The sequence below is a fragment of the Oceaniferula marina genome, from assembly GCF_013391475.1.
Lineage (GTDB): Bacteria > Verrucomicrobiota > Verrucomicrobiia > Verrucomicrobiales > Akkermansiaceae > Oceaniferula > Oceaniferula marina.
In genome coordinates this window covers 190,556-203,852 of record NZ_JACBAZ010000002.1, presented here as the reverse complement: position 1 = coordinate 203,852, position 13,297 = coordinate 190,556, and the positions used below count along the sequence as shown (strand labels likewise).

Sequence of the window (13,297 nt, the reverse complement as noted above, 5' to 3'; positions counted from 1 at the left end):
CCCGCAATCACCCAAAAGATGAATACAAACATCTCCTTTTTTCGAGCTATCCAAAGTAAGCGAATCATCGCCAGCTTACTCACCTCATTTCTCGTCAGTACTACAGCCCACACGACGGCGGCCCCACCCGCACCCTACGGACCGGTGCCAACAGCCAACCAAACCAAATGGCACCAGATGGAATACTACGGCCTGATTTGCTACGGACTGAATACCTACACGGGTCAGGAATGGGGCTATGGCGATGTTTCACCCAAGCTCTTCAACCCGTCTGATCTCGACACCGACCAGTGGGCACGGGTCGCCAGGGACGCCGGCATGAAGGGCTTGATTCTTGTCGCCAAACACCACGACGGGTTCTGCCTCTGGCCATCGAAAACCACCGATTACACCGTGGCCTCATCGCCTTGGAAAGACGGCAAAGGTGACGTTCTCGCCGACCTCTCCGCCTCCTGCAAAAAATACGGACTCAAGCTCGGCGTTTACATTTCCCCCTGGGATCGAAACCACAGCGAATACGGAAAACCCGCCTACATCAAAGACTACCATGAACAATGGCGCGAGGTGCTGACCCATTACGGCGAGATCTTCGAAGTTTGGTTCGACGGAGCCAACGGCGGCACCGGTTATTACGGCGGCGCCAGAGAGAAACGCTCGATCCCAAAAGATTACTATCAATACGAAAAAGTATATCAGCTGATCAAAAAACATCAGCCCCAAACAATCTTCTTCGGCCATGAATTCACCGAAGACGCCTGCCGCTGGGTCGGCAATGAGAAAGGTGTCGCCGGGACCACAAACTGGTGCCGGTACACCGACATCAAACAATACAACCCCAAGAAATACGGCATCGGTGAAAAGGACGGGCAACACTGGATCCCGGCAGAAGCAGACACCACCATTCTTCATCCAAAAAAATGGTACTACAACCCAAAGTCAAGCCCCCGCACACTGTCTAACTTTGTCGATCTCTATTACACAACGGTTGGTCGTAATGCCAGCTTCAACCTGGGACTCTCCATTGGTCCGGACGGACGGATTCCAGAAAGAGATGCGCGCGCGATGCTCGCCCAGAAAAAGCAGCTCGACCGCGAATTGACAACCAATCTGGCAAAACAAGCAATCATCACCACATCCAACATCCGGGAAAAACACCCCGACTACGCGCCAGGAAACCTTCTATCACCTGACCTCAAATCCTACTGGGCAAGTGACGATGGCGTATCCACGGCCCATGTTACCCTGGAGTTCAAACAACCAACCCGCTTCAACCGCTTGGTGCTTCAGGAGCACATCCCCCTAGGTCAGCGTGTGCACCGTTTCACCCTCGAAACATGGCAAAAGCAAGGCTGGGTCCAAACAACAGAGGGAACCACCATCGGCTACAAACGTATCCTGCGCTTCCCTGCAGTGCAAAGTTCCAAGGTAAGAGTTCAATTCGAAACAGACGCTCCCTGTCTCGCTATCTCACATATCGGTCTCTACAACGCACCCGCCATCATGACCGAACCCAAACTGGCCTCCAACCGCGATGGCAAGGTCACGATCATCGGACCAAAGGGTGCTGAAATCCACTACGCCCTCAACCAGGGAGCATTTCAGCTCTATCAAAAACCCTTCACCTTACCGCTGGGAGGAAGGGTTAGATCCTACGCCTACGACCCCGCAAGCAAGCTCAAGACAGACATCGTCCAGCAAACGTTCGGCCTGCCAAAAACCAATTGGAAGGTCATCAGCAGCAGTTTTGCCAACGAAGGAGCAGCTGGTATCAATCGCGTCATCGACGGCGACTCGAAAAGCATGTGGCACACCCATGGCAAAGGTGGCCGGGTCCCTCCACCCCACTGGTTCATCATCGACCTCGGAAAAACCCACTCCCTGAGTGGATTCCTCGCCATGCCTCGCCACGATGGCAGCAGCATCGGCCTGGTGGACAGATACAGCCTCCATGTAAGCGACGACGGCAAAGACTGGAAACTGGCAAGCAGCGGAGAGTTTTCTAACATCAAGAACAATCCGATCGAGCAAGAAGTAAGCTTCCAGAAACCACAGCGCGCGCGTTATGTCAAATGGGTGGCAGAACGCGCCGTCGACGGCAACAGCTGCGCCGCACTCTGCGAGTTTGGCTTGCTCGCCAAGCCCTCGGACTCAATATCAGATTAATACCAAGTAGCAAAACAGACGGGACGATTGCCGAGATGAATGAGTTCTTTGGCAAGGCGCGACGAAGAAATGGTGCGGGCACCATGACTAAGGAGAAACAAAGCCAAAGGAGTCATTCATCCGGAACTCTCATGGATCACGCAGTGCTCTTCCAAATACCTCAACAATGATCAATCGTCTCGTCTGTTTTACGGAGTGGTATAATACCATTTGAGTGGTGCTGCGTCGGGAGAATGGATTAACCATAAGCATCGGCCCGACTTCCTCCTTGACCTTCTCAGCGGTCCTGTACTTAACTCAAGTATTCCACTGCTTACTCCGTCATGCGTATTTCCCCACTTGTCAGTCTCAGCCTCGCCGCTGCCACACTCCAACCGTGCCACGCCGCACTCATCCAACTCAATAATAACGGCAACACGGGCGGTCACTTGATCGTCGTTTCAGGTGGCAATTATTATAAACCCGACATCAACGCATCAACGTCCGCGAACATCGGCTCAAACGCCAGTGATAATAACATCTGGGGGTCGGGCAATTCAGCAGCAGCAACCGGCAGCGATATCGGATCAACTTGGCGTACTGCCGCCACCACCAAAATCGGCACCATCATCAATAATGATGCCAACGACGCTTTTTCATCCACTTCCGACCTTGCCCAAAGCATCGCCATTTCCCTACAGCTCAAGGTCTCAGCCCTCGGACCGAACAACCAGCCGGGGTTCGCCCCGCTCGCCGTGCTCTACGGCGTAGATACCGCCGCATCCGGCACGAGCGGATGGTGGGCCACCGCTGATAAAGCAACGCAGGCCGTAAGCAATGGCAGCACAATCGTGCCTGGCATCTTCAATGCTGGCAACAACACGTGGTCCTTCCTTTTCCTCATGCCTGACGGTATGACAAGCAATGACACCGGTGACATCTTCGCCATCGCCGTCACCGGTAATGCCAACGCCCAAGCCAACGAATACATCAGCTTCGGCGAAGGTGCAGACACCACCCTCAGCATCACCGCTGTCCCCGAACCAAGCACTGCGGCCTTGAGTGCCTTCGGAGTGATCGCTTTCCTGCTACGCCGCCGCCGCTAATCCACGAATTTTTTAACACAAACCAGCCTACCGAATGCTCTCGGTAGGCTGTTCTTTTGCCCTCTACCCAGCATTACAGATCCATGTTGCCAATCAACAGGTGAAACATGCTCAAGCCACCTGCGTATTCAAAGCTCACACACTTGTTCTATCATGAAACGTCTCATCTCGTCCCTTATTCTAACCTCTGGACTCTTCTCCCTGTCTTCTCTGCTGATACAAGCCTCCCCAGCGGACGACCGCAAGGGAGTGCAAGCATCTACAGCGGACGACCGCAAGGGAGCGCAAGCGGTCACTCCCCCCAACATCATCTATATCAACATCGACGATCTCGGCTGGGCCGACCTCGGATACAACGGCAGCACGTTTTACGAAACCCCCAACATCGATCGCTTTGCCAGCCAAAGCATGAACTTCACCAACGGCTACGCGCCGGCCGCCAACTGCGCCCCAAGCCGGGCCTGCTGCCTGACCGGCCAGTGGACGCCACGCCACGGCGTCTACACCGTCAACAACTCCGACCGGGGAAAAGCCAGCACCCGTAAACTCATCCCCACCAAAAACACCCTGCATATCAGCAACGATAATCCGACCATTGGCGACGCCCTGAAAGCCGGCGGTTACCACACCGCCACCATGGGGAAATGGCACGTCACCAAAGACCCGCTGAAAAATGGATTCGATATCAACATCGGAGGAACCCAGGCCGGAGGTCCCTACAACGGTGGCTACCACTCCCCCTTCAAATACCCCAACCTCGAAGAAAAAGAGCCCGGCGTCTACCTCACCGACCGCCTCACCGATGAAGCCATCCGCTACGTCTCAGACACAAGTAAGCGCCCCTTCTTCCTCTACCTGCCGTACTTTGCCATCCACACCCCCATCCAAGGGAAAAAAGAAAAAATCGAGCACTTCAAAAAGAAAATCAAACCAGGATCCGGCCAGAAAAACCCGGAATACGCTGCCATGATTTCCAGCCTGGACGATAACATCGGCCGGCTGATGAAAACCCTGGACGAACAAGGGCTCAGCGACAACACCCTCGTCATTTTCACCTCCGACAACGGAGGGGTCTATAAACTCTCCCAACAAAAACCCCTGCGCGCCGGAAAAGGCGCCTACTACGAAGGCGGGATCCGTGAACCCTTCCTGATCCGCTGGCCCGCCAAGGTGAAGGCTGGTAAAAACCCGACACCCGTCGTAGGCATCGATTTTTTCCCTACCCTGCTCGATGCCGCCAAGGTAAAGCCACCCAAAGGCAAGGTCTTGGACGGACTCAGCTTACTGCCCGAACTGACCGGCAGTGGCAAGCTGGCCTCCCGTGCCCTCTACTGGCATTTTCCAATCTACCTCCAAGGAGGCAACAGCGATTGTCAGGACGGCATCTTCAGAACCCGACCGGGCTCCGCCATCCGCCACGGCGATTGGAAACTCATCGAGTATTTCGAAAATGGAGACCTCGAACTCTACAACCTCGCCAAAGACGAAGGAGAACAAAAGAACCTCGCCAGCAGCCATCCGGAAAAAACCCAAGAGCTACTCGGAATGCTGAAATCCTGGCGCAAACAAACCAAGGCACCAGTTCCCAGCCAACTGAACCCGAAGTTCAAGCCATAAACCAACGAAGCCACACGGCAAAAATCATCTCCCGATTTTTTGCTCGGAGGACTCGCCTTTGCCTTGAGACGGCGTAAATAACCGCCATTGATCGATTTTAAACGACTCATGCCCAATGCTGCGCTTGCGCCATTGGGCATTTTTTATGCCATTCAAGCAACGCTGCATATCAACACCCCCGTATCCAAACCATCATCCGCCACTCTTTTTCACGTTCAGTAAATTTGCGTCATCAAAATCATTACTTAGCCAAATACTGGTAATATAGCGACAAACAAGCATTTGATGCGATAACTTCATTTTGCTATACACGTAGCTCCTCTGACACTCTCACTCTCTGAGAGAACTATCTCATCCAATCAACAACCCACCACTCCAGTCCTCATGCATTGTTACTCTCTTCTCACGCTTCTTGCGGGAGCAACCCTCGCCACAGCGATCCCAGCTACCGCCAAAGAACCGACACCCACTCCTGCCAAGGTGCTCAGCGATATGAAACGTGTCGCCGACTGGCAAATTGCCAACCCTTCCAGACACCGCGTATCCGATTGGACCCAAGCACCCTTTTTCATCGGGCTGACCAACCTGCACCAAGTCTCAGGAGAGAAACGCTATCTCGATGTCGTCACGGGATTTGGCAAACAAATCAACTTTGGTCCGGGCAAACGTGTCTATCATGCCGATGACCATGCCGTCCTGCAAGCCTGGCTCGACCTCTACACCCTGCAACCCGATCAGAAACAACGGCTCCAGCCCAGTATTGACCATTTCCCAAAACTCCTCAAGGTGCTGTCGAAAAAGCAACCCGCGTCGGTTTCCGGCGGAACCTTCACCTGGTGCTGGTGTGATGCCCTCTTTATGTCTCCCCCTGTCTGGGCACAGCTCTCCAGCCTGACCAAAGATCCCAAATACCTCGAATGGGCGGACCGCGAATGGTGGACCACCACCGACGTTCTCTACGACCCCGAAGCCCACCTCTACTACCGCGATAACAAGTACTTCAAAAAACGTACGGAAACAGGGCGCAAAATCTTCTGGGCACGTGGCAATGGCTGGGTCATCGGCGGACTTGTCCGCATGCTCGATTACTTACCTGCCGATCACCCATCCCGCGGCAAATACCTCGCGCTCTATCACGACATGATGCATGCGCTGCTCAAGCTGCAAAACCCCGACGGACTCTGGCGCACCAGTTTGCTTGACCCTGAAGGGAACATTGGCGAATCGAGCGGTACCAGCTTTTTTGTCTACGGAATGGCATGGGGGGTTAACCGCGGGCTGCTTCCCGCCGATACCTTCCAACCCGCCGTCATCAAAGGTTGGAATGCCCTCTGCCAAAATATCCAAGCCACCGGGATGCTCGGATACGTGCAAAAAATTGGCGAAGCCCCGGGTGGTGCCGGTCCAAGATCAACCGAAGTCTATGGCTCGGGAGCCTTCCTGCTCGCAGGCGCTGAAATCATTCGCGGCCTTGATCCTAGTAAACAAAAAAAGGGCCTGACCTCCTACCAAGGTGCGAAAATCAAGGCCCCGTTCCTCAATGCCAAACCTCGCGTCGTTGCCCGATTTGTCCCGGAACGCTCAGACGACTTTGCCTGGGAAAATGATCTCATCGCCTTCCGCACCTATGGCGCCGCGCTTCGCTCCGGCACCGAAGACAGCGGCTTTGATGCCTGGCTCAAACGCGTGCCCTCCCCGGTCGTCGACAAATGGTACTTGGAAGATGCCAAGGTCCTCCCCTACGGTAATGTCAACAAAAGCTACCACCACGACCACGGTGAAGGCTACGATGGTTACAAGGTAGGCAACACCCGCGGTTGCGGTGGCATCGCGCTCTGGACCGATGGCAAACTTCATAATTCCAATACCTTCGTCGGATATAAAGTCATCGAACAATCACCTGAGCGTGCCATCTTTGACCTCTACTACACCAGCAAGTTTCAAGGAAAGCTTCTTCGGGAAAGCAAGCGGATCACCATCATCATGGGGCAGCGTTTGTTCCAATGTGAATCGCGCTTCACCCTCGATGGCAAACCTGCCTCATTCCATGTCGCCATTGGTCTCAATCCTCAGGACAAACAGAGTAAAGCTGCCTTTTCACCCAGACAAGGTAAGATGCTCCTCTGGGAAAACCTCGATGGTCTCGGATTCGGACAAGGTATCATCGTCGATCCTGCCTCCGTCAGTAAAATGATCAACCATACGGACGCCAAGGGGCAACAACAAGCACTCTGCATCGCCAAAACAGACGATACCGGCTACATCCGTTGGTTCAGCGGCTATGGCTGGGAAGGACAAGGGGAAATCACCAACGCCAAACTCTGGACCAGCTACTTGGATCAATTTGCAGCGACATTCCTCAAAACTCCTTTTGCCGACCACAGCCAATCGCTGACCGTTCACCAACTCCCAATCCCGCTGGACCCACTCCAACCGGTCCCGGTCAAAGGTGTTCCGGGAGCCACCCGGATCAAACCTAACGGCGGATGGTGCTGGTACCAAGGACCACGCGCCATTGTCACCAAAAACGGTAAAGTCCTCTTTACCTCCATCGCCGGCGATACCTACGCCGGACACGATGCCGGAGATCTCTGGGCAACCTCCTGGGACCCCAACTCCGGTGAAGTCACTCACTTCGAACTCCACAACCAATTCCAACGTGACGACCACAACGTCGCCGGACTACTCGAAAAACCCGACGGCACCATCCTTGCCGTCTATGGAAAACACGGAAGTGACCGACTGCAACGCTGGCGCCATACCACCCAACCCGGTGACATCTCTAGCTGGACTAAAGAACAATCACTCAATACCGGAGCTGCCTACACATACTCCAATGTCTTTCGGCTCTCTGAAGAAAATGGCAAGATTTACAACTTCTCGCGCAGCATCGGCTACAATCCCAATTGCACCATCTCCGATGACAATGGCAAATCATGGAAAAAAGGATGGCGGCTTCTCCATTGGGCAAAATCCGACTACAAAGGCGACCCTAACCACACAGGCGTTGACGGCTCACGCCCCTATCTACGATACGCATCCAACAACAAAGACAGCATTCATTTTGTCACCACCGAAGACCACCCCCGCGCTTACGACAACTCAATCTATCACGGATACTACAGCGCCGGAAAATTGCATAACTCCACCGGCTCGGTTCTCAGCCAACCTGCATCCAAAGATGCCAAACGCCTCACCCCTCAGTCCTTTACCAAAGTCTATCAAGGCGGCATCGATAACGTCGCTTGGACCGTCGATTTGGAACTCGACACCAAGGGTCTCCCCTACACCGTCTTTTCTGTACAAATCGATGGCAAGGCAACCCGTAAGCAACGCTATAAAAACACCTGTAATGATCACCGCTACTGGTATGCTCGCTTCGATGGCAAACAATGGCACAGTCACGAAATGGCATACGCCGGCACCATGCTGTACAGCTCGGAAAGTGATTACACCGGCCTCGTCGCCCTCGATCCTGACGACCCTAATACGGTGGTCATTTCTACCAATGCCGACCCAGTCACTGGCAAAGCACTCATCTCAAATGCCGATCAAAAACGCCACTGGGAACTCTACAAAGGAACCACCCGCAACGGTGGCAAAACTTGGCAATGGACAGCGATCACCAAAAACTCCGATGTCGACAACCTCCGCCCCGTGATCCCGTCCAACCCGGGCGGCAAACGCATCATTCTTTGGGGGCAAGGCGATCTCAAAAGCTTCACCAACTATCGACTCGATATTTGCGGAATCACCGAAGAGCGCGATTAAAACTAAAACAGGCAATTATACCATTTGATCAGTTAAATTGGCTGAATGGCACTGAAGGTTTTCGATTTTAACTGACGCGCAACAACGGTAAAATCTAAAAGATTCAGTGCCCCCTTGCCGTTCAGCTTGCTGACTGACTCATCATCTTAAACCCAAACCATTCTGCCAATTTAACTGGGAGAATGGTATTACATATCAGTTGATGAAGAATCGACAAGCCCTCCTACGTATGGGGTGATATGCCATTGCTTCGCCTCACCCTACTGATTGGTACCTGCCTGACTCTCATCATCCTACCCGGACTACGGGCGGCCCCCCAAATGGAAGTCATCGGCTACCTCCCGGAATACCGGGTTGCCACAATCCAACCCAGCCAAGTCAAAGGCGTCACCACCTTGATCTATTTTGGCATTGAACCTCAGGCTGATGGAGAAATACCCGCGAACACCATCAAACCAGAAACTCTCAAAAAATTAAAATCCTTACAGAAATCGGCCCAATGCCAATTGCTTCTCTGTGCAGGAGGATGGAAGCGCTCAAAAAACTTTCCAGTGCTCGCCGCCAACCCAATCGCCAAAAAGAAGTTTATCCAAGGGCTGGTCCAATTCTGCCAAACGCATGGCTTCAACGGTATCGACTACGATTGGGAACACCCCAAAGGAAAAAAAGAAATGGCTGACTACCAAGCGCTGCTGCGCGATACCGCCAAAGTCTTTCATACCAACAACTTGAAGGTCACCATCGCCCAGGCATCCTGGCAAAACATTGAAAAACAAGGCTACGCCGCCGTCGACCGCGTGCATCTCATGTCTTACGACCATGCCTACCCGCAGGCAACGATCGAAAAATCGACCGCCGATGTGCAGCGTCTCATCCAGTGGGGGTGCCCACCGAATAAAATCGCCCTCGGTGTACCCTTTTACGGACGCAATCAAAAGCGCGATGCCAAAGCCTACTCCCAGCTTATTCAACATCAAGCAGCCACATCCGACACCGTCGATGGCTTTGCCATCAACTCCCCCGCCACGATGCGACTCAAAGTTCGCTACGCCCGAAAGCAGCAACTCGCCGGCATCATGATCTGGGAGCTCGGTCAGGATTCAACAAAGGCGGAAACATCACTGCTGCAAGCTATTCTTGATCAAAAATAAGAACGACTCCTCAAGTTCAATGAACAAGTAAAGAGGGTCTCAAACCAAAGCAAGGTGCCGATCCGGCTCACTCTCAAAGCCGTCCACCTCAATCCGGTCAGCATAACAACGAACCAGCGCAAATGCGTTATGATGGTTGGTTTCAACCATACCCTTGAGATTGAGGAAATGGCAGCCATCGTGCATACGGTAATGACCCCGGTGGTTATGCCCGTTCATGTAGGCAACCACATTCGGGTATGTCGCAATCACATCCGTGACTTCATCGGCATTCCAGAGGTGATGCGCGCCGCCACCTGGGCAAACCGGAAAGTGATTAAAAAGAATCACCCGCTGCCGCTTTGTCTTGGAAGCCTCCAGCTCCCGCTTCAACCAGGCTAATTGTTCCTTACCTATCGCACCGTTCCAAGGAAGCGCTTGCTTCACACCCTTCTTTTTTAAAGTCTCCAGTAAACGCTCGGCTTGCAAGGTCCGCGGGTCATCTTTGGGGTAACGGAAGGTACTCACCTCGGTTCCGTCCAGATAGATCATCCGCCAATTCCCCATCTCCTCAGAGAAGTAAGCCTGCTTCATGCTGAGGGTCTTCATCACGCCTGACTTTTCATCATCCTGAACCGAAAAATCATGATTCCCCAACACAAACCGACATGGCGCTTTGAACTGCTGATACAAAGCGAGCATAGGAGCAAAACTCTTCATATCGCGGTCGATCACATCCCCCAGAGTCACCACAAAGTTCAATGACAACTCATTAAACTCCTTCATCGCACCCTTCATTTTTCGCAAGCTGTCTCGGTAGCTGCGCGTTCCTTTATTCGGGTAATCAGCATACTGCGGATCTGCAATCACTCCAAAAACAAGATCCGGAGCCGACTGACTCTTGGTCAATTGATCGGCTCCAGATAAGACAGCGGCTGAAGACAGCTTCAGAGGCAGGGTAAGAAAATGGCGACGCTTCATTCTCAGAATGAACGGATCCACTTCATCCATTATTTCATCCATCCACCTTGTTTCGATCCTTATTCCATTTGATCAGTTAAATTGGCTGAATGGCACTGAAGGTTTTCGATTTTAACTAGGCGCAAGGAAGGCGCATAGCGGGCTATGCAACCGACGCGCAACAACGATAAAATCTAAAAGATTCAGTGCCCCCTTGCCATTCAGCTTGCTGACTGACTCATCATCTTAAACTCAAACCATTCTGCCAATTTAACTGGGAGAATGGTATTATTCCGACCCAGCGGCATTTCACGACCCAGGTTTCTAAACAAGCTCTCTAAGCCAATCCGAGCAGACTTCAGAGGTCTGTAAGCAACAATGATCGATAAAAATACCGAATATCAGCGTAACCATCCCGGAATTGGTGGTATATCGTTTTACGAGGTATTAAGAATTATGGAAACTCCCCCCCAGGAATACGCACAGCGGATCACCGAGAGCCAACAAAAGCTCTTCGGCTATATCTACTCCCTGCTTGGGCGCCACGCGCAAACTTGGGATGTGCTTCAGGAAACCAACCTGGTGCTCTGGCGTAAACAACACGATTTTCAGGCTGGGACGAACTTCGATGCCTGGGCCTTCAGTATTGCCCGTTTCCAAGTGCTCGCCTATCTGCGCGACCAAAAACGGGACCCTCTCGATGTCATGACCCCCGAATTAGTCGAAGCCTTCGCCGGTGAAGCGGAAGAAGAAGCCTTGCAATTGGACCACCGATTGGACGCCCTGCAATTCTGTAAATCGCGGCTCCAGGAAAAAAGTCGGCATTTGCTCGAGCTCTATTACGAAAAAAACATGCGCGTCAAGGACATCGGCATCTGCCTTTCCTCCAACGCCAATGCCACCAAACAAGCATTGCTTCGCGTCCGCCGAAAACTGCAGCAATGTATCGAAACCCGTCTGGAAAATTCATCCCTATGAATACCCCCACCCCGGAATCCAACCTGACCGAATGGATCGAGCAAACCATGCTTGATCTCAAGGACGGTCACGGGTCCGTTTCCCAGGTTCAAGCATTCCGTGAACTTCTGGCAAGCAACCCGGAAGCCCGCCGGATCTACTTAAAAAACAACCAGCTCGACCACTTGCTCACACTGAGCCCCGCCTCCATCCAGTCAGAGACCACCCATCCAAAACAAAACAAACAGCCCAAGAGATTCGTATGGAAGCAATGGCATGTCCTGAGCGGCACAGCCATCGGCGCAGGTATCGCAGCCGCCATCACCTTGCTGCTGGTCGCCAAGGCACCGCAGCTACCATCGGAGCCCGAAATTGCGGCCACACACGCACTTCTGCCCATGGCCTCCCTGGAAGCCAGTTACAACGCTGAGATCACCGGGAATGCAGCGATTGATGATACCAACTTCGACAAAGGAAAACTCTCCCTCAACAAGGGCATCGCCGAAATCTCCTTCCGCAATGGAGCCCAAATCGTACTCGACGGCCACTGCGGGTTTGAAATTCTCAACGAGAAACACGTCATCCTCACTCAGGGGAAAATGTGGGCGCACTGCCCTCCAGAAGCACACGGTTTCAAAGTCTCCACCCCGGGAGGCAAGGACATCATCGACCTGGGCACGGAATTCGGCGTGCAGGTCAACCCTGCCGGTGAAACCAACGTGCACGTCTTTGACGGCCTGGTCGAAGTCGCGAGCTTGAACAAACCAACCCAGCAAGTGACCCGTGGAACGTCGATGCAGTGGAGCGTGGACGCCCCCCCCCGCTCTGCCACATTCGTAGGAGCCGAAACATTCACCACCGCCGAAACTCTGCGCCAGAGACGTGTCGACTCCTACAAACGTGATATGCTGGAACGCAGCGACCTCTTGCTTTACTACGATTTCAATAACCTAGAGCAAGGAAAGGTTCCGAACCTGGCCAGCGGTGCCATGCCCAACACGCATGGGGAAGCGCCATATGCGATAGCGGTCACCGGGAGAAGCAAAACTTCCCAAGCCTTGTTTTTTGACAAGCCCAAGAACTCAGTCAGCCTCCACTTTGAAAGACCCCCGGAAACGCTCACCTATACCACGGCGGCCTGGATCAAGGCCTCAAACCTCAACTCATCCCTCATGGCCATTCTCAATACCGATGCCTGGCCGGTGGGAGCGACGCACTTTCAGGTAACGCGTAAGGGAGGACTTCGGAGCGGTATCCGCGGCGGAAAATCCTTCGAAACTTCCTCCGGAATCATCCGCAAAGGTCAATGGCACTTGGTTGCCGTCAGCCGTGACCTCCGTGATCAAAGCACCACCTTCTATTGTGACGGCAAGCGCATCGGATCTCGCCTTTGTGCCCATAACTCTCCATCCTCACCTTCCTCCCAGTCACAATTCGGACAGTGTACCATTGGCAGTTGGAGTGATCCCATTTATCCCAACAGCCAACGTACATTCAAAGGATTCATCGATGAAGTGATGATCTTCGACCACGCCTTGAGTGAAAAGAAAATTCAGGCCCTCTACGAGGCCGGCAAACCTTGATCCTGCCGGCTCTGATAAGCTTGCGAAAAAA

Annotated in this window: 8 protein-coding genes; 7 read left to right on the top strand and 1 reads right to left on the bottom strand. The window is 53.1% G+C overall.

What is annotated here, in order from left to right; all coding sequences use genetic code 11:
• Window positions 1-18: 18 nt before the first annotated feature.
• From HW115_RS05420 to HW115_RS05400, 5 genes are all read left to right on the top strand, one after another.
• Window positions 19-2,163: an alpha-L-fucosidase gene (locus tag HW115_RS05420; RefSeq protein ID WP_178931581.1), complete on the top strand. Its 2,145-nt coding sequence runs from the start codon at window positions 19-21 to the stop codon at window positions 2,161-2,163.
• Window positions 2,164-2,486: 323 nt separating this feature from the next.
• Complete coding sequence (locus tag HW115_RS05415) at window positions 2,487-3,248, top strand: PEP-CTERM sorting domain-containing protein (RefSeq protein WP_178931580.1); 762 nt, start codon at window positions 2,487-2,489, stop codon at window positions 3,246-3,248.
• A 153-nt stretch (window positions 3,249-3,401) separates the two neighbouring features.
• Window positions 3,402-4,865, top strand: a complete 1,464-nt coding sequence (locus HW115_RS05410) for a sulfatase (protein WP_178931579.1) — start codon at window positions 3,402-3,404, stop codon at window positions 4,863-4,865.
• 384 nt (window positions 4,866-5,249) lie between these two features.
• Window positions 5,250-8,636: a glycoside hydrolase family 88 protein gene (locus HW115_RS05405; protein ID WP_178931578.1), complete on the top strand. Its 3,387-nt coding sequence runs from the start codon at window positions 5,250-5,252 to the stop codon at window positions 8,634-8,636.
• Between the two features lie 239 nt (window positions 8,637-8,875).
• The gene (locus tag HW115_RS05400; RefSeq protein ID WP_178931577.1) at window positions 8,876-9,787 is read left to right on the top strand and encodes a glycoside hydrolase family 18 protein; all 912 of its coding nucleotides are present in this window, start codon (window positions 8,876-8,878) and stop codon (window positions 9,785-9,787) included.
• 39 nt (window positions 9,788-9,826) lie between these two features.
• Here HW115_RS05400 and HW115_RS05395 read toward each other — a convergent pair whose 3' ends face one another.
• Window positions 9,827-10,747 carry a metallophosphoesterase gene (locus tag HW115_RS05395; protein WP_227021299.1) on the bottom strand — a complete coding sequence of 307 codons (921 nt, stop codon included), beginning with the start codon at window positions 10,745-10,747 and terminating at the stop codon, window positions 9,827-9,829.
• 435 nt (window positions 10,748-11,182) lie between these two features.
• On the opposite strand from HW115_RS05395, the gene HW115_RS05390 reads away from it, so the two are divergent.
• Window positions 11,183-11,704, top strand: a complete 522-nt coding sequence (locus HW115_RS05390; protein ID WP_178931575.1) for a sigma-70 family RNA polymerase sigma factor — start codon at window positions 11,183-11,185, stop codon at window positions 11,702-11,704.
• The gene (locus HW115_RS05385) at window positions 11,701-13,266 is read left to right on the top strand and encodes a LamG domain-containing protein (protein WP_178931574.1); all 1,566 of its coding nucleotides are present in this window, start codon (window positions 11,701-11,703) and stop codon (window positions 13,264-13,266) included. The genes HW115_RS05390 and HW115_RS05385 overlap by 4 nt, the downstream gene beginning before the upstream one ends.
• The last annotated feature ends 31 nt before the right edge of the window (window positions 13,267-13,297 follow it).